This is a genomic window from Actinomadura sp. NPDC023710, from assembly GCF_040639875.1.
GTDB classification, from domain to species: Bacteria; Actinomycetota; Actinomycetes; order Streptosporangiales; family Streptosporangiaceae; genus Spirillospora; species Spirillospora citrea.
Genome location: NZ_JBFAGB010000077.1, coordinates 1 through 22,523, shown reverse-complemented (window position 1 = coordinate 22,523; position 22,523 = coordinate 1). Strand labels below are relative to the sequence as shown.

Sequence of the window (22,523 nt, the reverse complement as noted above, 5' to 3'; positions counted from 1 at the left end):
TACGACCACGACAAGTACCGGCGCCAGGTGTGGGCCAAGGGCATCAAACCGGTCATCGCCCGCCGCGGCGCCCCGCACGGGTCCGGGCTGGGCGTTCACCGCTACGTCGTCGAGCGCACCATTGGCCTGTTGCACTGGTTCCGCCGCTTACGCATCCGCTGGGAGATCCGCGACGACATCCACGAGGCGTTCATGACCCTCGCCGCAGCCATCATCTGCTGGCGACGCCTCGTCCGCTGATTCTGTTACGACCTCTTAAGGCCTACGCCGGATCAGCGCCAGTCACCCGCGCCTCCGGCCGGAGCATCTCCATCACCCACCGAACGATCAAGAACGATCGTCTTGCCGGCGCCGGGTTCGTCTGGGCGTCCGCGGCCTCGACCAACCACGAACCCGCACAAGCCCACTACCAGCGACGCCGCAACCAAGGCGATCGACACTCAGCCGCTCTGCGGCACCTGTTCAACCGCATGCTCGGCCAACTCTTCCACTGCCTCCAAACCAGCCAGACCTACGACCCCGGCAAGGCCTTCACACCCCCTCGAAATATGTCCAATTAAAGAGCGGGCGTAATTCTGGTATCCATACTTGGATGGACGGGCGTCGATCCGTGTAAATGCCTTCTTCCGGGTCAGGTGACGGCCTGGCGCTCTTTGTGGAGTACCAGGAATGTCAGGGTTGCTGCGGTGAGAATGACAGTGAGACCTAGGGCCATCTGAAGGGCTATGGGGAGATCGGCGGAGGTGCACTGGCCGTTGGTGGTGCACTCGGTCGACCCGGACGCCCCGGGGCCTAGAAGCCATGCGCCTAGGGCCTGTTTTGCGGATCTGGATCTTTGGTTTGTGGCTTGATGGTGGCCATGGTGCGGCGACATGAGTTGACCGATGCGGCCTGGGCGCGGATTGAGCCGTTGTTGCCGGTCGCTTCGGGTCCTGGTGGGCGGTGGCGTGACCACCGGCAGGTGATCAACGGGATTCTGTGGAAGGTCCGGACCGGTGCGGATTGGCGGGACGTGCCCGAACGCTATGGGCCGTGGCAGACGCTCTACCAGCGGTTCCGCCGCTGGAGTAGGGACGGGACCTGGGAGCGGCTGCTGGCGCACGTCCAGGTCCACGATGATGCGATCGGGATGGTGGACTGGTCGGCGGTGTGCGTGGACTCCACCATCGTGCGCGCCCACCAGCACGCCGCCGGCGCCCGCAAAAAGGGGAACGGTCAGGGACGAAACCGGCATCACCGGCCGGCGGGCAAGCACTCGGGCGGTCCCGCGGCGGACTGACCACCAAGATCCACCTGGCCTGCGACGGGCGCGGCCTGCCGCTGGCGTTCACGGTGACCGCCGGCAACATCAACGACTGCACCCGGCTGATCGAGGTCGTCGAAGCGATCGCGATCGGTCGGGCCGGGCCGGGCCGGGCCGTCCGCGCACCCGGCCCGGGCACCTGATCGCCGACAAGGGCTACTCCACCGGCATCATCCGCGACTACCTGCGGCAGCGACGCATCCCGCACACCATCCCCGAACGCAGCGACCAACTCGCCGCCCGCGCCCGCCGGGGACACCGCCGCTGCGGCTTCGACCGGGACCGCTACCGCCGCCGCAACGTCGTCGAACGCTGCTTCAACCAGCTCAAACGCTTCCGCGGCCTGGCCACCCGCTACGACAAACTCGCCGCCCACTACCGCGCCGTCGTCACCATCGCCAGCCTCATCCTCTGGCTCAACCACGATCCACAAAACACGCCCTAGGCCGAATCCCAGCGGCCAGACGATCGTGGTCAGCGCCTTCTGCCGGGCGGGCCAGCGTGTGAGGAACCAGGTCACGATGGCTCCGATTGCCCAACCGATGAGCGGTAGGACGGTACCCCCGACGGCCAGCGTCACTGCGATGATCGCCAAGATTAGGGCGCGTCGGCCTGTCAAGGGCTCGTGGTCCCGGTGTTGCGGGGCGGTGCCGGCGATCGCCGAAGCGCCGGGGTCGCCCGCCGCTTGGACGATCTCCTCCGGGTCTCCCAGGCGGTCAAGGACAGTTCGGACCGTCGCCTCGCTGCGGTCCTGGCCCGCGGCGAGCGTGGTCTGGATGTGCGCGCCGATCTCGGTGAGAAGTTCGTCGCGTTGCGGACCCGGCAGCCCGTGCGCCGCGTAGCGAGCCGGTCCAGGTAGATATCGATCAGCTTGTTCGCGGTCATGATGCTCCAGCCTCCTTGGTGATGAATTGCTCGACCCCTTCTCGGAAGCGGGTCCATTCAGCCGTGAACGTGGCCAGCGCCTGTTGCCCGTCGGGAGTCAGGGTGTAATAGCGCCGCGGAGGACCCGAGGCCGATTCCTGCCATTGTGTCTCGACCAGTCCCTGCCGGCGAAGCCGGGAGAGCAATGGATAGATCGTCCCCTGGCTCGTGACCATCCCATCCGCCTCGGCGAGCCGCCGCACGATCTCCACTCCGTAGAGCTCACCCTTTTCAAGGAGGGAGAGCACGCAGTAGGGGAGGGCGCCGCGCCGCATCTGGGTCAGCAGGTTAGAGGTAGCGGCAGGTTCCATGTATCGCAAGCTACCGTAGGTCGCCAACATCTGCACCCTTCGGATAAATGGTCACGACCATCCGGCGAAGCTGACATGCCATACCTAGGCATGCATGACGTCTCACCAGGTAGGCGTGGGTAACGGCAGGTCAGAGGCGACGGTTCCAACGAAGCCCAGAACTGCCCGAGTTAGCGGTCGTGGTGCGGGGTGGGCGAGCGCTGAGACATGCCACTTTGCGCTCGAGGATCAGTGGAGCCTGGCCAGCCGAGGGGGGATCGATGCCACGGATGAAGAACGAGCGGTAGCACGGTTTCACACCGCGACAGATGGCACTGTAATCGGCTCGACTCAGGGCTCGACGATGCCGTCTCTCCGTGCTTCGCGGTACAGGTCTAGCCTCGTTGAGGCTCGGCGCCCCGCCTTGGCGTACTTCTCTCTGGCTCGGTCGAGGTACTGCTTGACTGTGTGCTCGCTGATCCCCATTTGTCGGGCCACCGCGGCCCGCGTCAGACCGCCCAGCCACAGCCGCATGGCACGAAGCTCCTGCTCAGAGAACCTTGGCTGGCACGAGCCTGCGGCCGCCAGCATGACTCCGGCCTCCGATGGCGTCGTGTACGTTCCACCCGCCGCCACGGCCAGAACGGCTTCGATGAGGTGAAGGCGTCCCTCTCCGATTCCCTTGGTGATATAGGCCCGCGCACCCGCCGTCTCGGCACGACGCACTAGATCGACGTCGGCGTACTGGGAGAAGACCACAACTCTTCGACCGGCCGCCGTAAGTTCGGCGATGCGGCCGAAGACCAACTCCCCATTGATCTGCAGGTCTATGACCAGCACATCCGCAACATCCGCCGGTGGCCGGTCGAGCCCATGGGGCGTGGGTGCGGTGTAGATGATTTTTACGCGGCGACCAGCGTCCTCGGCGATCCAAGACCGCACGCCGGCAAGAACGACGTCCTGGTCATCGACGACCGCGAGGGTCACTGGCTCTCCCATCGTGCCTCCAACCAAAACAGGTCCCCGTCGCGATCGCTGGTGACGATCACGCCGTCGGTCGAGGGGCGATGGGGAACGGCGGCGTCGCCTTCGGTCAGAATCGAGATGCTAATCCCACCCGCTACGGCGGCGACCACAGTGATGCGGGCATGTGTTCGGGCGGTCGCCAGCACGGCCAATGGAATCTCCACCAGAGCCGTCCCCAATTCCTCAGTCATTGGTGGAGGCGTCCCTATCGGAGTAACGTCGACAATCACTCCACGGCGCACCGCAGCGTCGATCCCCGACTGCAACGCCCGAAGCATTGGGTGCGGAACATCATCCTGCTCGGTCAGCAGCCGACGCAGCACTGCCTCAGCGGCGGCGCACCGATGCCGCACGTCTGGATCAGCGGGGCTGATGGTGCCACCGGCCAGGCCCTGGAGAATCGGAGCAACCCGTGCCTGGACCGCCTGGTAGCGATCCTGACGCGCTACGGCGACCTCGGCGAAGATCGCCTCCTGGGTTGCGATCGCCCACCGCTCGGCAGCTGCCTCGGCGGCCATCCCACCGCTGAACTGGAAGACCCGTGCGCCCGCCATCAGGGCAAGTTGAATGCTCGCCGAGGCGTAGCCGAGGGTCACAAACCCCGCAGCGCTGTGCCGGTGGAGCGCGCCCGTGACCACCAGGGCGACGAGAACGATGCCCGCGTTGAGGATCAGCAGCACGATCAGTTCGCACAGGGGCCGGTGAAGCAGCAGGAGCACACCGATCAGGCCCACAGTAGCCCAAGCCCAGTTGATCTTGAGATGTTCCCCACCCGGGCAGCTCGTTACTATCGCCGCACCGGTGACGATGTCCACCGCAACCAATGGCCAGATCACCGCAGCGCGACGTACTCGGCGAAGCAGCAGCGCCGCGCCGGCAACGACGATAACGAGTTGGACCGCCCAGACCGCGGCGGCCAAAGCGAAAGAGGTGTAGTGGTCACCGTGAGCCACCAGGGCGGTGAGCGCTGCGGTGACCTGCCAAATAGCCACCGCGATGACGGTGGCAATGTCAAACGCGCGATTGAACCGGATACCGAACAGCCGCGTAGGTACCAACTCAGCCACCGGGCCACCAAAGCACGATCCGAGTGCCTGCCTGCGAGCGGGATCGTATGTCGACATCGCCTCCGACGACCTTCACCCGCTCGACGATAGACTTTCTTATGCCCCGACGGGTGAGAGGGACTCCCGCAGGATCGAAGCCGACACCGTCGTCCAGGATCTCAACCGCCACACTCCTGTCGTGATACCGAACTCGAACCGACACCCGCCTCGCTCCGGCGTGGCGCTCCACATTACGCAGGGCCTCACCGACCGCTCCTGCCAAAGCCTCGGCAACTGGTTCTGGTACATCTGCTCGCGCGGTGCCTTCTCGGAGCAGTTCGACGAGCAGTTCCGGAGACAAGCGCGAAATGAGTGCGGCGAGCCGTTCCCACAGATCGGCAGTGAGTGGGTCGACCGCAGGGATGGCGAACTCCTCCAAAGTATGGAGCGCCTGGCGCGCGCTTCGGCGCAGAGCGGGTGAGTCAGTTCGAATGGCACTGCTCGCGACCATGGTAAGGACTGACAGCACTGAATCGTGCAGCAGCGCTCGTTGGTGGCGCTCGTCCGCCCGGCGAGCCGCGGCCGCGAGGGCGCGACGCCGCTCGAAGTCACGGTCCGCCACAATTGCGTCCGCCCGCCGCCCCCCACGCCGAAGTAGCCACATCATGGCGCTAACTACCGTCGCTTGAACGAACAGAACTCTGAGATGGCTTGTCGGCTCACACACTCCAATGACGTAGGCGATGATCACGCCGCCCGCTAAGGGCAAACCGGTGGCCGCCGGCAATGCTAGCTGTGCGACATAGATAGCGGTGCTGGCCAGCATCATCGCCCAAGTGGTTTCGTCGAGGACTGCGAGGGCCGGAACACACCGCGACTGCGCAAGCAGGGCGACAGAGACCACGGCGGCATCGCCGACCACCAACGTTAGCGACAGGCCGCGGTGTGTGGCTATCAGTGCGAAACAGGCGGCCCAGACGGTGAGGCCGGCCAAGACCACCACCTGCCAAGTACGGGAGACGTCAGTTCCATCGTCGACTACCGCGGCGATGATCGCCGCGAGTACACCACCGCATCGCAGCGTGATGACGAACCGAAGGACTGTGCGGGCGAGGGCGTACTCCGAAGGGCCTTGCTGCTTCCCCGGCTGGAAGCTTCTGGCGCTCTTCTTCCGCTCCCCCCGAAGAGTCATATGGTCAGGCCTCCCAACGACGACGGAACCGGGCATACGCAGTATGCCCGGTTCCGATCTCGCTCGAGGGCGAACATGGGATCTGATCATGACCCCCGAACGGGGGTCATGACAACGCAGTCCATGGGCTCCAGAATGGGCCCTAGTAGCCGCGCACTGGTTGCGCTTGGCGAGGTCGGCCTCCGATGCACATGTCCCGAGATCGGAGCGTCGATGCGGCGGTCAACGATTAGCCACACGGCGAATACGGGGCGTAGTTATGCGTTTCGACGAGGCAGGAAGAGAAAGGTGAAGAAGATGCATTCTTCGGCGAGGATCATTGTCGCCACGGTCGGAATCGTCGTGGTCGGTGGGGTCAGCCAGGTGCCAGCCTCCGCACTACAAGGTAGGGCGACCACGACCGACTTGATATCAGAAGCTCGGGCGGCGACGTCGCACCGCACCGGGGCGAAGATGTTGCGGAACCTAGATACTGGAAAATGTCTCAAGGTCATCGCCGGAGGCAAGAACGTTGGGCTCGCAACCTGTAGCAGTAGGGACGGAAATCAAAGGTTCGGGCCTTGGACGTCGAAAATATTCGCGCCGGACTTCGGCTGCGTCTCGGCGAACCGAAAGACATGGGACGTGCGGATTGATCAGTGCACGCTTCCCTCCACCTCTACCTACGGTCTCAACTGGACTGTGGCATGGGGTGCCACCTCCTACACTACAATCTGGAACCAGAGAGGCTGCTATCTCGAGGGGGGCAATAGCGGCAATTTTGTCCGCTGCTCCCCGGGGACAACCGGAAACGCCAAGAAATGGCGGTCTGGTGAATGGGGTTGAGCCGATCTGGGAGAGCCTTCCTAGCGGTCTGCTGACCGGGACAGGCGGCCTGGCCCATCACAAACGCACGGCGCTGTGCTGACTCGTCCCTTGGGCTCCCCGATGGGGACGAAGTGACCGTGCCTGAAATCGGACGTGGGATGTTCCGATGTGCGGCTGACTTAGAAACGCCGGACAACGCAATGTGACTTGCCAGAAAGCATAGTTAGGGCGCAGCTCCGCAACCGGAGCGTTCGATGGACTCGATGTCGGCACTACCACCGTCCGGCGCCGGTCTGCTCGCCGCCGCGACCTGTCATGAACCCGTACCAGGCAGTGGTGTGGGTTCATGACAGTTTGGGGGCCAACGGCGCCCATCCTTCTCGATCTGCGCTGATCAGACGCTCCACGACAGATAAATACGATGGGTGCTGCTGTTGTAAGGCAGAATTGAGAAGATTCTACTTATGCGGGGGTGGGGGTGCGATAGGTGGCGGCGTTTCCCCGGCATGGCGCTTCGGTCCATCTGGCCGGGCGAAGTCAGAGGACGTTGGACAAAGTGGCCGGACAGATTGTGGCACAAGGGATTGCGACTTAAACGGCGCGGGTTAGCGCGCTGGATGAGCAGCCGGTCGATCGGCACGCCGCCGATGCGGCCGGCTGGACGAGTCAAATCGATATATGTGTGAATGCGGTCGGAATGGATATGGGCGACCAGGGGATGCCACTGGTGATGTTGTCGGCGCGGGAATTCCTTAATCCGATCTCGGCCTACCTGCGCACGAACTTCCGCACTGCCAGGGCGGCGGCACGTCACGTGCTGGTGGCGGGCGCCGGGGTGATCTTGTCGGTGTCGCCTCCGATGTCGCGAAACCGGTTGCTCCGTCGGGACCGTTTGGGATGGTGGCGGGCGCCGACCGAGGCGATGTGTCGCCAGCTGGCCCTGGAGCTCGGCCCGTCCGGCGTTCGTGTGTGGGCTTGCGACTTAACGGTATCCCGGAGAGCGCCGGCCGTCTTGGTTCTCATACGCATGGGATGTGGGAGCGCGCGCCCGACCGCCTCGGCGTGCCGTTCGAAGAGATGTTGGAGAAGGTCGGAGCGGGCGGTCCGCTCCCATGCCTCTGACGGTAGCGCAGGTCGCCAATGCTGCCGCCTTCCTGGCCTCCGACCAGGCTGAGAGGATGGCCGGGACCATCACCAAGCTAACCGGCGGCGCCGTCATCGATTAGGTGTCAACGATCGAAGCGGGACGGGAATGGAACGGTGGTGGGATTCCGCGACCTACGCTTACACCTAGACGCCTACGGCGTTGAGCCGAAGCCCACGACTAACGGCCTTCTCTGTACTCCGTCGGTGGGTCATGTTTTGGGCTGTGGTTGTTGACAAATATGGCTGTTCAGCCAAAAAACGTGAATCGTCGAAAGCGGGACTGGTTGTCGTGCGTTGCTTTCTAAAATCTTTCGTGTTTGGCCGGCTTGAAAACCTCTCCGGCCTGCATTCAAGCATCGTGATCCCTGAAAAGATGGCGCGAAGCGGTTGCAACGCAACAGTTCCGGGGGACGATTTCTCGGACCGCGCGAGGACAAAGGAGCCGCTGGCGAGTTACGCTGCAGTGCACGGTCTGACACAGGTTTCGGCGCGCCCTACTCTAGTCATGTATCTCTGCAACATCTGGAGTCGCCGCCACTTTGTTTGGCAGTTCGCATCGGCTAGGAATGCCTCGATGTACACGCTATCGAGGCTTGGACAAATCTGGCAGGTCCTGACTCCCCTGTTTAATGCCGGAGTCTATTTTCTGGTATTCGGCTTCCTTCTGGGTGCCCGGTATAGTATTCCCGACTATGTACCATGGCTGGTGTGCGGCGTCTTCGTCTTCAGCTTCACCCAGCGATCGATCACGGCGGGCGCCAAGGCCATCGGGGCCAACACTGGACTTATCAGAGCACTACACTTTCCACGCGCCGTACTACCTCTCGCTTACACCCTTGTCGAGTTCCAGCACATGATTGTCGCGATGGGCGTGCTCCTGGTCCTGCTAGTCGGCTTCGGAGTATTCCCCACGGCATCCTGGCTGCTGATCATACCGCTGCTCTCACTGCAGATGATTTTCAACGTTGGCGTATCACTGATCATGGCGCGAATCGGTGCATTCACCCGAGACATCACACAGCTGCTTCCGTTCGCTCTACGCACCTGGCTATACGCATCCGGGGTCATCTTCGCTGTTAACCTGCTGGTAGCGAGATCTGGGACGGTCCGGGAGAACCCGTGGATAATTGATGTGCTCGAGGTGAATCCAGGCTACGTTTACGTCGAACTCGCCCGTCAAGCACTTATTCCCGATTATGCCAATGACCATGGTGACTCCCACACGAGCCCGCCGACTCCTCCTTCATCAATGCAAGAGCCGGGCCTGCTGTGGGTTTACGCTGTTGTGTGGGCGGCTGTCCTGCTCGCGGCCGGTTTTACCTGGTTCTATAGGGCAGAGGACAGATATGGGCGAAGCTAGGTATTAGCCGCATGAGGTGATGAACGAAATGAGCGTCAGAAGTGATCTGGCACAGAGGTTGGGAGGGCCTCTGCGGCTGAGTGATTTGCGGCTTCTACGCCTACTTCCTGGAGGTGCCCATACCCCGACCGGAACGGCTCCGCTGGCCAAGCGGGGCCTTTGGGTAATGCGTTCGGTCAGGATGCGGACGTCGCATCGAAGTCGCGGGCTCCCGCGGCGCCCAGTCCCCTCGGTGCACCCGCCCACATGTCGCGGCGTTGCGTCGGGCAGCGGTCCGGTAGAGCACGGCCGGCAGGTCGTCGCGTGCTCCGGTGATCGCGGTCAGGCGGCTCTGTGCGGCCTCGGTCAGGGCGCAGCACAGCGCTATGGCCGGATCGTTGTGGCTGCCCGGCCCGGTGAACGTGATCGGGTAGTCGTCGCCCTGTATCCGTGCCTCGAAGCAGGCGGGCTCATGATCGGCGACGATCACTGGACGGGATGCCGAGCTCCTAGAAGAGGCCAGTGGAGCATCAGAAAGCAACGCCTGTCCCACGGGCTAGCTGGCGATGGTGAAACGCTCACTGGGGTCGGTTGAAGCTTTCGCCCCCGCGACCACCCCCGGGGGGCCGCAACGAAATACGGCGACGCAGGTCGACTCCGTCCTCGCCGCTGCGGCCTCATCGGACAGGCAGGTACGAGGGAGCCGCCATGATCGGCTCTCGCTACGGCAGCCTTCGGACAGTCACGCGTGGTGCTGGCGACCGGATTCCTATGCGGGATGGTGATCTGGCTCATGAGCGGCCCTGGGGAGTTCACCGTGCTGCAGCTGGTCTGGGGCGGGTCATCCCCGGCGACCCAGGCGTACCTGCTCGAGACCGCGGGTCGCCTGGACGGTACCAGGCCACCGGGCAGGCGCTCATGGGCACAGCCGTTGACGGCCGCGGAGACTCGGCCGCCAGTCTCCTGTTGTACGGCTTGGCGGCCATCACCGTTCCCGTCGTGCGCCTGGACCCCTGCAAGGGCGGCCAAGAAGCCACCATGTGCCGGTCATTCGGCATCGGAAGACCCGAGGAAGGACACAGGATGGGATTCGACTGCGATATAGCTGTGGTGGGCGCAGGACTCGCCGGCTTGATGGCGGCCGATCGGCTTCGTCAAGCGGACATCGACGTCATCGTGTTGGAGGGGCGCAACCGTCCTGGGGGGCGCGCGTATACACGCCGTAACGAGGGGCGCATCCCGCTCGACCTCGGCGCCCAGTTCATCGGTTCGTCACAGATTCGCCTGCACAGCCTAGCCAACGCGGCGGGGCTGGAAACCGTGCCCGTCTACAGAGAGGGGCACGAACGCATACTGCTGGCCGGCCAGGAAGTGAGCGGCCAGACCGAACCAATGCATGCGCAACTGCGGAGTCTGCTGGCCGACCTCGATAGGATCGCTCTGGCGCTTGACCCGGTGGAGCCATGGAGGTCATCGCAGGCCGCCCAGTTCGACGCCCAGACTCTCCGGCAGTGGCTGGACTCGCAGGCCTGCCCCGCAGCCGACCGGGTAGCCGCACTGACCGAGGCGTATCTAGCTGCGGCGGCATCGGAGGTGTCCATGCTGCACGCCCTGAACTTCATGCGCGCCAATGGCGGATTCGCCGCCACCCTGTTGGATCGGCCTGCCGAGACCCAGGTCCTCGGAGGGGTGCATGGCCTGGTCGATCATCTAGCCGCCGGTTATGGTGATCGTTTGCGGTATGGAAACATCGTGCAGGCGGTCGACCAGAACGCCGAAGGCGTCATCCTGCACAGCCGATCAGGCAGCGTTCGAGCCCGACGCGCCATCATCAGCCTCCCGCTTCCCCTCTCCGGTCGCATCCAGTATGACCCGCCCCTTTCAGTCGCACGCGACTCGCTCGCCCAACGAGCTTCACTCGGAAGCAGCATCAAGTTCCATGCGATCTACGAGGAGCCGTTCTGGCGGGAGGACGGATGGTCCGGACGCACCGCCGACCCCGCGGGGGCCGTACTCGCCACCGTGGACTCCACCGTGACGCCGGAACACGGAGGAATACTTACGGGGTTCCTTGCTGCCAAGGCCAGCGCCCGCCAAAATACGGATGACCTCACCGAAATCCGAGGCGCCATCGGCGCTCATCTGACCGCATGCTTCGGTCGTCGTGCGAGCCGCTACGTCGAGTTGGTGACCCACTACTGGGCCACCGAACCGCTGAATCGCGGTGACGTCACCAACTTCGCTCCGGGAGCATTGAGCACCTTCGGGCACGATCTTCGCGTCCCACATGGACGCGTGCACTGGGCGGGGTCGGATCTTTCCCCTCTTTACCCCGACCATATGGAAGGCGCCCTGTGCTCCGGGGAAGATACCGCAAACGAGGTCATCGCAGAATTCTAGGCCGACAACGCCTACCAAGGAGCCGAAGCCGTCGTCGTCACATCTGAAAGGCAGCACAGCTCTGGGTCGCAGAAACGGGTCAACTGGGTCACATGCCCAGGTCCGGGACTCACTAAATGGGCGCGCGGCCCAGCTCAAATCATTTCAAATTAAGGCGGGCCAGCCATAACTGCGCCCAGTGGCCCGCCGAAGTCGGTTGTCTCCTCAAGGCAATTCCCCTGCGAAACTATGTAACCCGCGAGGGTCAAATAGGTCAATCATATAATGTTGACGCGCTATTCCGAATTATAACGAGAAACTTGCCAAGGCATTCAATTTCGCGGTGCCAGGTAGAGGCCGACTTCCGAAGAAGCGCGAGTCGCCAACGGAATTATGGCGAGTACAACCAGGGGTCTCGCAGATCGTAGAAGGCTGCCTCTCCTTCATAGTATGTCATTTCTCGGTCTCGCCATGCCATGATTTCCGGTGGCATGTCCTTGCTTTCACCTTCTCGGGCCGCCGCCTCTGAGGTGAAATAGGCTACGACCGTGCAACCGCCATCAGGATGGACGCAGAAGATCCCTCCTATAGTGTCGGGCCGCAACTCCATCATTGCCTGGTGTTCCGCTTCGATCCAGGAGTAGCGAAGACCTTCGCGATCGCGCAGGCGATGCTCAATAATTTGAACGAATCCTGCTTCGTCAGAACCACCGCGGCCGAAGATCTCGATGTCGGTGCAATCGTGGGAAGCCACTGCACCTGTGAAGAGCGCACGTGTGTCGGCCCACCACCGTTCTCGCGCCCGGCGATGTCGCCTGCGATAGGCCGATCTCAACGATTCAAAGCGGGTCAGGCTTCGGAAGATACCGCGGTCCGTCACGCCTGCGGTGGCGCCTAGCCACCCTCTTGTGGTTGCGCCCAACTCTCCGTACCGGCGGTCAGTCGCTGCCCGTAGTTCCGACGGATCGTGCGTCCTGCCCTGGACTACCTCAACAAACATCCCCCAACTCCACACAGCGGCCGCTTCCGAGGCCCGAAGATCTAGACCCACCCGTGCGACAAACCGGGATCAAGGCACTATCTCTGGGCCCATGGCGCGAATCGCAAATAGTTGATCTGCTCCTGAGTTGACGTATCGCGCTTTCCGGCACCGGCGCCCCCAGCGGCCTGACCTGTAGCAACGCGACACTGGGATTGCCATACCCCACTCTGAGGACCACCACACCGCCGAAGGAGTACCGCCGTTGCGCAACGGGCCGTTCGTTTCTTGATCTTTCGTAGCGCAACACGAACGCTGCATGGTTAGCGATCACTACTGCTCGTCGCCGAGGTCATCGTGGTTGAACCTAGCGCTGCTGGCAACGGCCGAGGGCGCATGAACCCGGGGCACTGCGGGCAGCGCGGGGACCGCTGTCGGGGGGCAGGCCCACCGTACTGCCCCCCGACAGCACCTCAAGCAGGTCATGTACTGCAATGGAAGGGTTACCTACACGGTCTCGCGCGGGGTTGCCACTGAGCGCGCGAGCTAGCGTGCGGCTGTCCTAGTCGATGGAAGCACCTGCGGTCAGGTTCGCGACGGTGGCCGTCATACCCTCGGCCTGCTCAGAGGCCAGGAAGGCGGCGGCGTTGGCGACCTGTTGCACCGTCAGGGATCCCGGTAGCGGGCCGCCCCCTCCCACCTCGTCCAGCAGGCGCTCGAACGGCATGCCGAGTCGCTCGGCGGCGCGTTCCCACATCCCACGCGTGTGGGAACCGAGTTCCACTGCAGACTCTGGGATGCCATTCAATCGCAGACCGACTACACGGACACCGGACGGACCGAGTTCCATGGCCAACTGCCGGCACAAAGCCTCGGTCGCCGCCCCGGCCATCCCGAACGGGCCCGAGAGCGCGACCGGCATGCGGGCCATTGGCGGCGACACCGACAGGATCACCCCAGCCCGCGCATCGAGCATGTGCCGCGCCACGGCCCTCGCGGTCACGAAGTTGGTACGTAGGTAGGCGGTGATCGGGTCGAGGAACTCCTGCGTCGACATAGCCATCAGGGGTACTCCCTGCTCTCCGACGTCGATCCCCACCATGTTGACGCAGATGTCGATACGTCCTGCACAGCCGGCAACAGCAGCGGCATGCTGGTCGACTGCCTGTTCGTCGAGCGCGTCAACCTGCGCGGTGTGAGCGCTCATCCCCATTGCGGCCACGTCCGCGGCCACCCTGTCAAGCTTGGTTCGGGTGCGCCCTGCCAGATGAACAATCGCGCCCTCCCTAGCGAATGTGCGGGCGACGGCTCCACCGATCGCTCCTCCGCCTCCGTAGACAATGGCGTTCTTTCCTTCGAGCAGCATGGGGTCCTCCCATTGTGGTGTGTGAATGGTTCGTTGGGTTCGGGTCACAGAGCCTCCGGCAACTCGAATGCGGCGAAGGCTTTGGAATCGAAGATCGTGACGTCCGCGACGAGCTCGCCCTCAACGCGTAGTACGGCCAGGGCAAAAGCTCGGAAATCCGATGCACCGGGATTGCTGACGTAGGTGGCGACGGCAGGCTGCATGTTCGCTCTGGTGGGGATGAAGCGCAGATCTTGCGCGTCAGGCCCGTGCAGAATCGGCGCCCACGCCTCGATGATCGCCTCGCGGCCCTCGAACCAGACGGGTTCCGCCCCGGTATGTCCTCCGGATCCGCCCTGGTGGCCGACCTTGGCATCCTCACACAGCACCAGTGCGACGGCGTCTTCGTCGGCGCGCTGCAGTGCGTCCACATAACGCTGCACCACGGCTCGCTCCACGTCCCCGGCCCCGGTTGCCGACGTCCATTCCAGCCGGTGCTGCGGCAGATGTGTACGCATGGTGAGGCGAGCGCGCTGGAGCCCGCTGGTGACCGAGGGGACGCTCACCCCCAGCAACTCCGCGGTCTCTCTCGCCGACCAGCCCAGTACGTCCCGCAAGATCAGCACCGCGCGTTGGCGGGGCGTCAAGTACTGGATGGCCGCCAGGAACGCCAACTCGATGGTTTCCTTGGCAATGAACACCGCCTCCGGCTCATCCAGGCCAGACGGGATCTCCTTCAGCAACTCGTCAGGATACGGCTGCAGCCACGGCACCGCCGCCGGCGGAGGGACGCTTCCCCGTTCCCTGCCCGCCGCTGTCAGGAGCGGGCGTGGGCGCAGTGAAAGGAAGTCCAGGCATGCATTGGTCGCGATCCTGTAGAGCCACGCCCTAAACCCGGGACCGCCCCGGAAACCCTCCCGGCCTTGCCAAGCGCGGAGGAAGGTCTCCTGGACCAAGTCCTCAGCCTCGTCAAAGGACCCCAGCATCCGGTAACAGTGCACATGCAGCTCTCGCCGGTAGCTCTCGACCAACCCGGCGAACGCCTCCTGGTCGCCTGCCTTCGCCCGAGCGATGGTCTGGCTGTGCGTGCGGTCGTCCACAATCATCCTCCGTGTCGGTGCTCTGCTGTATAAGACGCCGAAACGGGGGTTTTCTAATCGCACCCAACGTAATTTTTAGTTACTTACGGCGAGACGTCGCCTGGGCGGGCATCCACACGTTGATCCAGGCGGGCGAGCTTCCGTAGACTCACCGGATGGCCGTGTCGAAGGTGCGGCCCTTTTGGCGGCTCTGGCGGTCGCCCGCAACCCCTTGTTGCGAGTAGCGGCCCAGCGGCGTGGCGAGGGGGCGGGGGCTGTCCGGTGCCGCTAGGGCGTGTCCGGTGGATCATGCCTTGATCCAGAGCAGGGCTGTGACCAGGACGATTCCTGCGCGGTAGTTGTGAGCGAGCTTGTCGAACCGGGTGGCGATGCCACGCTATTGCTTGAGGCGGCCGATGCAGCGTTCGACTACGTTGTGGCGCCGGTGGAGGGCCGGGTCGAACACTGGTGGGCGCCCGCCTCGTGGGCCGCGGCGGGCACGCCCCGCCTTCGCGTTGGGGAATGTGACGGCGATGCCCCGCTCCCGCAGGATCCGGCGGATCGCCGCGAACTTTAGGCCTTGTCGGCGATCACCCGATCCGGCCGGCACCGCGGACGCCCGCGCAGGTCGCGGCACCCAGATCCTGGCAAGGACGTGGGGGAAGGCGGTGCAGTCGTTGATGTTGCCGACGGTGACCACGACCGACAGCGGCATTCCGCGCTCGTCGACGGCCAGGTGGACCTTTAGTGGTCAACCCGCCCCGTGATCGCCCGAGCGCCTGACTCCCCCCGATGCCGGGTTCGTCCCGCCCGGTTCCCCGTTACCTTCTTCGTGACCCGGAGACGGGGTGCCCGGCCTCTGGATCTGGCACGGCTCTGTTCCCCTAGTGGATCCATGATCGAAAAAGTGGTGCCACCAGGTCCGGAGGCATCGGCAGACCGCTGATGAGGGTATGAACGCGCAGCCCACTACGGGCTGGCAGGCTCTTTGTAACGTGGATGCCGGCACGCTGATGCCGCAGGTGAGGCCGGGGAGAACGCGTCACTTCGAACGGAAGGCAGCACGTGACCGACCCCCGCGACATCGGTGTGTTCTGCGGCCTGGACGTCGGCAAGGGCGAGCATCACGCCACGGGCCTGACACCGGCGGGCAAGAAGGTGCTCGACCAGCGGCTTCCCAACAGCGAGCCCAAGCTGCGTGAGCTGTTCGACCGTCTCCAGGCCCGTTGGGGCTCGGTGCTGGTGGTGGTCGACCAGCCCGCATCCATCGGCGCGTTGCCGCTGGCGGTGGCTCGTGATGTGGGATGCCAGGTCGCCTACCTGCCCGGACTGGCGATGCGGCGGATCGCTAACCTGTATCCCGGCGAGGCCAAGACCGACGCGCGTGATGCGTTCGTCATCGCCGACGCGGCCCGCACCATGCCGCACACCTTGCGCCAGCTCACACTCCATGACCAGGCCGTCGCCGAGCTGCAGATGCTGGCCGGGTTCGACGACGACCTGGCCCAGGAATCGACACGCGTGACCAACCGGCTGCGCGGGCTGCTCACCCAGATCCATCCCGCCCTGGAGCGGGTACTGGGGCCACGGCTGGACCATCCCGCCGTCCGTGCTCTGCTGGAACGCTTCGGCTCCCCGGCGCAGCTGCGCCGGGCCGGGCGCGGCCGACTTGTTCGCGTGCTGCGCCCCAAGGCGCCGCGCATGGCCGAGCGGCTGGCCGGCGACGTCCTGGCCGCGCTGGACGAGCAGACGGTGACGGTGCCCGGCACCGACGCCGCCGCGCTGATCATCCCGAGCCTGTCGCGCTCGCTCAGCGCCGTCCATGACCAGCGCGCCGTGCTGGCGGCCCGGATCGAGGAACTGCTGGAGGCCCACCCTCTTTCTCAGGTCCTGACCTCCCTGCCCGGCGTGGGGGTCAGGACCGCCGCCCGCATCCTCATCGACGTCGGCGACGGCAGCCGCTTCCGCACCGCCGCCCACCTGGCCGCCTACGCCGGCCTGGCCCCCGCCACCCGGACCTCCGGCTCCTCCATCCGCGGCGAAAGGCCGCCCCAGCGCGGCAACCGGCGACCAAACGGGCCTTCTACCTGGCCGCGTTCGCCTCGCTACGCGACCCGATCTCCCGGGCCTACTACGACAAGAAACGCAGCGAGGGCAAGCATCACGTCGCCGCGCTCACCTGCCTGGCACGCCGACGCATCGACGTGCTTTTCGCCATGCTCCGCGACGGCACCCTGTATCAACCCCCAACGCCCTTCCCAGCTTGACGAAGCACATAGGGGCACTTTGTTGCGGGCACCGGCGGCGTGCTGATGGGCGCGCACCGTGGTGGAATCGAAGCTGACGGTCCAGTCGATCCGGCCGACCGAGTCGTCGTGAACCTGCACGTGGGTGAGGATGCGGTCGAAGGTACCGTCGGCGGCCCACCGCCGGTGGCGCTCATAGACGGTCTTCCAGTTGCCGTACCGCTCCGGCAGGTCCCGCCACGGGGCACCGGTGGCCAGCTTCCACAAGACCCCGTTCAACACCGTGCGGTGATCGGCCCACCGGCCGCCCCGGACAGGCCGCGCGGGCAAAAGCGGCTCGACCCGCCGCCACGCCGCATCGGTCAACTCATGCCGTCGCACCACGACACACCATCAACCCACAGCCAAAGATCGACCTCAGTCAAACACCAAGATCTACCGGACACGTCCTGGGGGGTGAGGGCTGCGACCGATATGTCTTCGGACCGGGCTGTCTCCATCTCGAGGGGGCACAGTTAGCACTGGGTGCGTCATGCGCCTCCCCTCGTCCGTCTGCTTCCAGGAACGTTGAACAGCACACGAGCTACGGGGCCGCGCGCGGGCACGAGGGAGCTAACGCTGCCAACATCGCGTCCCACCGATGATGTACTACAAACCGTAGTACGTTGTGGTGCCTAACGGTCTGCCTGTCATCAATGAGGTGTCCTGATACGAACGGGCCCGCTGTCGCTCGAGCTACCAGGGTCCGACTGCAGTATGGGAGTCTCCGAGCGATATGGGTCCTTGGTCGATGGTCCGCTGGGTGCGCGCGGCGAGCTTCGCCTCCGCGTGCGCCGGTCTTGCCTCGCTCGGGCACCTGGCGGGCGGTGGTGCGGTCGACGGTTCCGCCGCTCTGACCGGTTTCCTGCTCGTCTTTGGTCCCGCCCTGGTTCTGGCAGGACGGGAACGCTCGCTGGCCTCTATCCTGCCCGCCACCGCGGTGTCGCAGGTTGCACTACATGTAATGCTGACGGCTGCGACGCAACCTCCTGTGTCTGTGTCGCCCCCGCCGGGCGCGCTTGGGCCCTCCTCTGCGATGGATATGGACCATGGCGGGCTCCCGGGTCTGGGGATGCTGCTGGTGCACGCGGTGAGTGTCCTGGTGACCTCCGCTTGGCTGCAATCCGGAGAAGCGCGGCTGTGCGCCCTAGCCAGGCTGCTGGTCGGCTTGGGCCTGCGCCCGGCCCTGCTCTTGTTGGTCTTCCTCACGGCGGGCCCCGCAGGTAGTGCGCCGCAGTTGGTGGCAGTGTCCTCCACAGATGGGCACACGCTGCTCCAGGCCGTGCTGCGGCACGCGGTGGCGCGGCGCGGGCCGCCCGGGACGAAGATCGTCCCCAGGGCGGCCGCGTGATCAGCGTTTCCTTCCTGTTCTCCTGATCTCGCGCTCCTGGGGCGAGGCATGCCGCCGGGTCATGAGCGGTGCTCGCCACCGCTCCGCCTGGGCGTCCTTCTTCCCCTCAATCGAGGAGTCGCCGATGAATACATCGCTGGTACTCATTCGCCTGCCCGGCCGCAGAAGACCGGCCGTCTCCGCCGCACAGCTCGCATGAGCGGCGAGTCGCCGGGCCCTCTGGCCCTGCGGCTCCACTCGGTCTGCTGCCGGTACGGTCGGTCACGTGCGGTCGACGACGTCGATCTGCGCGTCGATCCAGGCGAGCATGTGGCTCTCACCGGGACCAACGGGTCCGGTAAGAGCACGCTGCTGCGCGCCGTCCTCGGCCTGCACCGCGAAGTGAGCGGTGACATCGAGGTCGGCGGCCGAGTGGCGCGCCAGGCGGCCGAGTGGGCCGTGCGGCGCAGGCAGGTCGCGTGGATCCCGCAGCAACGCGCGGCGGGACGTTTTCCCCTGCTGGTCGGTGAACTGCTGGCCAGCGGCGGGGACGGTTCCGCCGCCCGCCGCGCGGCTGTGGACCTCGGACTGGGCGGGCTGCTGGAACGGCCGTTGTCAAGCCTGTCGGGCGGGCAGTTGCAGCGCGCCTATCTGGCTCGTGCTCTGGGACAGGTGAACGCCGGGGCCGGTGTGCTCCTGGCCGATGAGCCGACAGCCGCCCTGGACTTCGCCGGGCAGGAGCAGGTGGCTGCACTGCTGGCAGCGGCTCACGTCACCGTGGTGGTGGCCACCCATGACCGCGCGGTGGTCCGGGCTTGCGACCGGGTCGCCGAGATGGCTGCGGGCTGGCTGCGGGAGCTGCGGTGAACTCGCCAGCGGAGCTACTCGCCCTGCTGGGGCTGACCTCGGTCCGGCTGGCGATCGCGGCGCTGCTGCTCGGCAGCGTGGCGCTGCCGGTCGTCGGCGTGTTCATCATCGGGCTGGACATCCTGCCGGTGCGGTTTGCGATGATGCACGTTGCGCTACTGGGCAGCGCGATCGGGATGCTCGTGGGACTGGACCCGCTGGTGTGCGCGCTCGCGCTGTGCGCGCTCACCGGCGGGGCGCTGGCGCCGCTGGCACGGTCCCCGGCAGGGCTGTCGGGCGCGATGGGACTGCTGATGACGCTCGCGATCGCCGCGGCACTGCTGACGCTGTCGATATCGGGGGTGAATGCCAACGGCGCTTTCGAGTTGCTTTGGGGCTCAATCCTGGCGACGTGTCCGGGCGATGTCGCCATGCTGGCATCCCTGGCCGTCGTGGTTCCGGTGGTGTTCTGGGTGCGCCGCCGCGACCTGGCGCTGCTGCTGCACGACCGTGAGCTCGCGGTCTGCTCCGGCGTCCGGACCGGGCCGCTCACCGTCGCGCTGCTGATGGTGATCGCGGTCGCCATCGCCGGGGCGATCCGTTTGACCGGCGCACTGCTCGTGGACGCCCTGACCCTTCTGCCCGCACTGGCAGCCCGTCAGCTCGGCCGCTCACTGGCCTCGATGGCCGGCTGGGCGATCGGGTGCGGGCTCGTCTTCAACCTGGGCGGGTTCGCACTCGCCCTGCTCTTCGATCTGCCGCCGGGACCGGTCCTTGTCCTGTTCGGCGGCGCACTGACCCTGCTGATCCACCTCGTACCGAAAGCAAGGACCTGACCCATGAACTTCCTCAAAGGGCTCTATCGGAACCGACGCGGCGCGGCACGCCTTGCCGTCGCCGTCGCGGCGGCCTCAGCCCTCGCGGCATGCGACTCATCGGATGGAACCGGCGACGGCGCCGGCTCCGAAGGCGGGCCCAGGGTGGTCGCCGCCTCCACCTGGGAGGCCGCGTTCGCCCGCGCGGCTGGCGCCCGCGACGTCGACGTCATCGTGCCCCCGGGCATCAACCACCCGCCGGACTACGACCCCAAGCCGTCCGACATCGCCAAGGTCGCCGGCGCCGACTTCGTGCTGTACGCCCCATTCGAAGGCTTCGCCCCCAAGCTCAAGTCCGCCGTCGGCTCCAAGGCCGAGATGGTCGAGCTTCAGCTCGACAACTCCCCGAACATCGTCAGAAAGGAGGTGACCCGGCTCGGCCAAGAGTTCGGCACCGCCGGCCAGGCGAGCAAGTGGCTGACCTCGTACGACGCCGCTTACGCCACCGAGAAGCGAAACGCCACGGCCGCCTACGCCAAGGCGGGCAAGCCCCCCGTGGTCGCCCAGACCTTCGTCGGCTGGGCCGCCGATCTGCTCGGCGCCGACCCCGTCAGATTCTACGGACCGCAACCCCCGACCGCCCCCCAGGTCGCCGACCTCGCCAGCTGGAAGCCCGGCCTAATACTGGAGAACTCCGCGATGCCCCGCACCGACGCACTGTCGTCCATCAAGGCCGCACGCGTCACGGTCGTCAACTTCCCTGATCAGAAGATGGACCTGAAGTCGGTCTACCGGACCAACACCACCGCCCTTACCGCAGCACTGACCGACTGATCCCGCAGTCCCCGCAAACCCTCGATGGACGCAGAGCGGACCCCATAAACTACCGACCGGCTCCGGTGCGGCTTACGTCGTAAGCGGGCCTTGACCACCGCTGGGCAGCCTGTCACCGGGGCTAGGAAAGGGAACCCGGGCAGGATGAGCCGGGCACCATCCGCTGCCGAGCAGATGCTGGGGGACGGTCGCGACGCGGGGTAATCACCAAGATCCACCTGACGGTGGATCGGCCCGGCCTGCCGTTGCCGATTGTGCTCACCGCGAGGAACGTCAACGATTGCACTGCCTTCGGCCATGTGTTGGGGCCCCTGGGTGGCGCATCCCCGGTCTGGACCGTCCTGGGCGCTGGCCGGATCGGGTGATCGCCGACAAGGCGGCAGTTCAGCCGCGATCCGCCAGTTAGTGTGCGGCTGCGATCTGCGGCATCCTGAACACGCCGACCAGCAGGCTGAACGCGTTCGCAGTAGCTCACGAAGCGGGCATGCACCGGTCTTCGACCTTGCCCTTTTACAAGCGTTGCAACGTAGTCGACAGCTTCATCGCCCGCCTCACGCACGGCGCAGCATTCCCTTGTGCCGGCTAGTGTTCTGCGCCTGATATCCGTTGTAGATATCGGGCGAGGGAGTCGAGGATCTCTTCGGCGGTCTTGGTCCACACGAATGGCTTGGGTTTGGTGTTCCACCGTTGGGCCCAGGCGCGGACTTCGGCTTCGAGAGCTTGGACGCTTTTGTGTACGCCGCGTTGGGTGAGCTGGGTGGTGAGGTAGGCGAACCAGCGCTCGAGTTCGTCGGCGGCGTGGCAGGCGGCATCTGTTGGCGCAGCAGTGCCAGCGTCTGCTTCCCGAAGGCATTCTCGACCATCGAAGCTTGCACATTTGCTCTTCGTGGAAGGTCGAGTGGAACCGGTCGGCCGAGGCCTGCAAGTTGCGCTCACGCCCGGCGCGGCCCAGCGGTGAACCGCTTATGAATTTGGACATCATCGAGCGAGACAACCCAGCTCGGTGCCCATATGGACAGAGAACACCCCGACTGGGCGCGCACCACCACGACCCGGTGGCAAGTGGGCGTCCACCCATCAACACGACACCCAAACATCATCTCGCGACCCAACCTCAGCGGTCGGCGTAGCCAAAGAGCGCCGCCGGGGCGGACCAGCGAGCGCTCCTTCGTATAGTGTGGGCCTCAGGCGCGGGAGGGCGCCACCGGGTCCGCGGGCAGGACAGAGTCCACCTCCATCTCTCCACGCAAGGCCGCGACGATGACGATCTCTTCGGCCCCGCATGCGGACCACGGGGTGACGAGGGAGACGTCATGCGCGATCTGCCGGCCCGTCCTGACCTGGACCAACTCCGCCACCAGGCCAAGGAGCTCCTGCGGGACGCCCGGCAAGGCGACTGCGAAGCCACGGCGCGGATCCACACCGTCTCGCACCAGACCATCCTGGCCTCCGCCCAGCTCGCCCTCGCCCGTGAACACGGTTTCACCAGCTGGACGAAAATGAAGCTGGAAGTCGAGCGCCGGGACGTGCTCAACAGCCGGGATCTGTCCCGGCTGAC

General features: G+C 65.3%; 16 protein-coding genes and 5 pseudogenes. 11 read left to right on the top strand and 10 right to left on the bottom strand.

The features are described 5' to 3' along the window. Both AB0H37_RS43705 and AB0H37_RS43700 read left to right on the top strand, forming a co-directional pair. A pseudogene (locus AB0H37_RS43705) lies at positions 1 to 240 on the top strand (IS5/IS1182 family transposase); the annotation flags it as partial. 595 nt (positions 241 to 835) lie between these two features. Next, positions 836 to 1,748, top strand: a pseudogene (locus AB0H37_RS43700) (IS5 family transposase). Between the two features lie 436 nt (positions 1,749 to 2,184). On the opposite strand, the gene AB0H37_RS43695 reads toward AB0H37_RS43700, so the two are convergent. The 4 genes from AB0H37_RS43695 to AB0H37_RS43680 all read right to left on the bottom strand — a co-directional run bounded on the left by AB0H37_RS43695 (position 2,185) and on the right by AB0H37_RS43680 (position 5,781). Then, positions 2,185 to 2,538: a PadR family transcriptional regulator gene (locus tag AB0H37_RS43695; RefSeq protein ID WP_360618589.1), complete on the bottom strand. Its 354-nt coding sequence runs from the start codon at positions 2,536 to 2,538 to the stop codon at positions 2,185 to 2,187. A 330-nt stretch (positions 2,539 to 2,868) separates the two neighbouring features. Next, positions 2,869 to 3,504, bottom strand: coding sequence for a response regulator (locus tag AB0H37_RS43690; protein WP_360618587.1), 636 nt, complete (start codon positions 3,502 to 3,504; stop codon positions 2,869 to 2,871). Next, positions 3,501 to 4,610: a hypothetical protein gene (locus tag AB0H37_RS43685; protein ID WP_360618585.1), complete on the bottom strand. Its 1,110-nt coding sequence runs from the start codon at positions 4,608 to 4,610 to the stop codon at positions 3,501 to 3,503. Before AB0H37_RS43685 ends, AB0H37_RS43690 begins: the two co-directional genes overlap by 4 nt. Further along, positions 4,603 to 5,781 (bottom strand): ATP-binding protein, encoded by a 1,179-nt coding sequence (locus tag AB0H37_RS43680; RefSeq protein WP_360618583.1) that lies wholly within the window; start codon positions 5,779 to 5,781, stop codon positions 4,603 to 4,605. The genes AB0H37_RS43685 and AB0H37_RS43680 overlap by 8 nt, the downstream gene beginning before the upstream one ends. Positions 5,782 to 7,201: 1,420 nt before the next feature. Here AB0H37_RS43680 and AB0H37_RS43675 point away from each other — a divergent pair. Together AB0H37_RS43675 and AB0H37_RS43670 are read left to right on the top strand one after the other, a co-directional pair. Further along, the gene (locus AB0H37_RS43675; protein WP_360618591.1) at positions 7,202 to 7,762 is read left to right on the top strand and encodes an SDR family oxidoreductase; all 561 of its coding nucleotides are present in this window, start codon (positions 7,202 to 7,204) and stop codon (positions 7,760 to 7,762) included. Positions 7,763 to 7,957: 195 nt separating this feature from the next. Then, positions 7,958 to 9,094 carry an ABC transporter permease gene (locus AB0H37_RS43670; protein ID WP_360618581.1) on the top strand — a complete coding sequence of 379 codons (1,137 nt, stop codon included), beginning with the start codon at positions 7,958 to 7,960 and terminating at the stop codon, positions 9,092 to 9,094. Positions 9,095 to 9,194: 100 nt separating this feature from the next. Here AB0H37_RS43670 and AB0H37_RS43665 read toward each other — a convergent pair whose 3' ends face one another. Then, positions 9,195 to 9,563, bottom strand: coding sequence for a YcaO-like family protein (locus tag AB0H37_RS43665; protein ID WP_360618580.1), 369 nt, complete (start codon positions 9,561 to 9,563; stop codon positions 9,195 to 9,197). A 593-nt stretch (positions 9,564 to 10,156) separates the two neighbouring features. On the opposite strand from AB0H37_RS43665, the gene AB0H37_RS43660 reads away from it, so the two are divergent. Further along, positions 10,157 to 11,473, top strand: a complete 1,317-nt coding sequence (locus AB0H37_RS43660; RefSeq protein WP_360618578.1) for an FAD-dependent oxidoreductase — start codon at positions 10,157 to 10,159, stop codon at positions 11,471 to 11,473. A gap of 370 nt (positions 11,474 to 11,843) precedes the next feature. Here the strand turns inward: AB0H37_RS43660 and AB0H37_RS43655 are convergent, their stop codons facing one another. From AB0H37_RS43655 to AB0H37_RS43640, 4 genes are all read right to left on the bottom strand, one after another. Further along, complete coding sequence (locus AB0H37_RS43655) at positions 11,844 to 12,206, bottom strand: hypothetical protein (protein WP_360618576.1); 363 nt, start codon at positions 12,204 to 12,206, stop codon at positions 11,844 to 11,846. Between the two features lie 787 nt (positions 12,207 to 12,993). Beyond that, entirely contained in the window at positions 12,994 to 13,797 is an 804-nt protein-coding gene (locus AB0H37_RS43650) for an SDR family oxidoreductase (RefSeq protein WP_360618575.1), read from the bottom strand. Positions 13,798 to 13,841: 44 nt separating this feature from the next. Beyond that, positions 13,842 to 14,876, bottom strand: a complete 1,035-nt coding sequence (locus tag AB0H37_RS43645) for an RNA polymerase subunit sigma-70 (protein ID WP_360618574.1) — start codon at positions 14,874 to 14,876, stop codon at positions 13,842 to 13,844. A 376-nt stretch (positions 14,877 to 15,252) separates the two neighbouring features. Beyond that, positions 15,253 to 15,591, bottom strand: a complete 339-nt coding sequence (locus AB0H37_RS43640; RefSeq protein WP_360618590.1) for a hypothetical protein — start codon at positions 15,589 to 15,591, stop codon at positions 15,253 to 15,255. Positions 15,592 to 15,920: 329 nt separating this feature from the next. Here AB0H37_RS43640 and AB0H37_RS43635 point away from each other — a divergent pair. After that, positions 15,921 to 17,122: pseudogene (locus AB0H37_RS43635) on the top strand (IS110 family transposase). Between the two features lie 18 nt (positions 17,123 to 17,140). Here AB0H37_RS43635 and AB0H37_RS43630 read toward each other — a convergent pair. Continuing rightward, positions 17,141 to 17,482: pseudogene (locus tag AB0H37_RS43630) on the bottom strand (IS5 family transposase); the annotation flags it as partial. Positions 17,483 to 18,176: 694 nt separating this feature from the next. Between AB0H37_RS43630 and AB0H37_RS43625 the strand changes: the two are divergent. The 5 genes and pseudogenes from AB0H37_RS43625 to AB0H37_RS43605 all read left to right on the top strand — a co-directional run. Beyond that, positions 18,177 to 18,491, top strand: coding sequence for a hypothetical protein (locus tag AB0H37_RS43625; protein ID WP_360618572.1), 315 nt, complete (start codon positions 18,177 to 18,179; stop codon positions 18,489 to 18,491). A 195-nt stretch (positions 18,492 to 18,686) separates the two neighbouring features. Further along, positions 18,687 to 19,337 (top strand): ATP-binding cassette domain-containing protein, encoded by a 651-nt coding sequence (locus AB0H37_RS43620; protein ID WP_360618571.1) that lies wholly within the window; start codon positions 18,687 to 18,689, stop codon positions 19,335 to 19,337. Next, positions 19,334 to 20,152: a metal ABC transporter permease gene (locus AB0H37_RS43615; RefSeq protein ID WP_360618570.1), complete on the top strand. Its 819-nt coding sequence runs from the start codon at positions 19,334 to 19,336 to the stop codon at positions 20,150 to 20,152. The genes AB0H37_RS43620 and AB0H37_RS43615 overlap by 4 nt, the downstream gene beginning before the upstream one ends. A gap of 3 nt (positions 20,153 to 20,155) precedes the next feature. Continuing rightward, the gene (locus AB0H37_RS43610; protein ID WP_360618568.1) at positions 20,156 to 20,965 is read left to right on the top strand and encodes a zinc ABC transporter substrate-binding protein; all 810 of its coding nucleotides are present in this window, start codon (positions 20,156 to 20,158) and stop codon (positions 20,963 to 20,965) included. 1,313 nt (positions 20,966 to 22,278) lie between these two features. Continuing rightward, positions 22,279 to 22,523: pseudogene (locus AB0H37_RS43605) on the top strand (hypothetical protein); the annotation flags it as partial.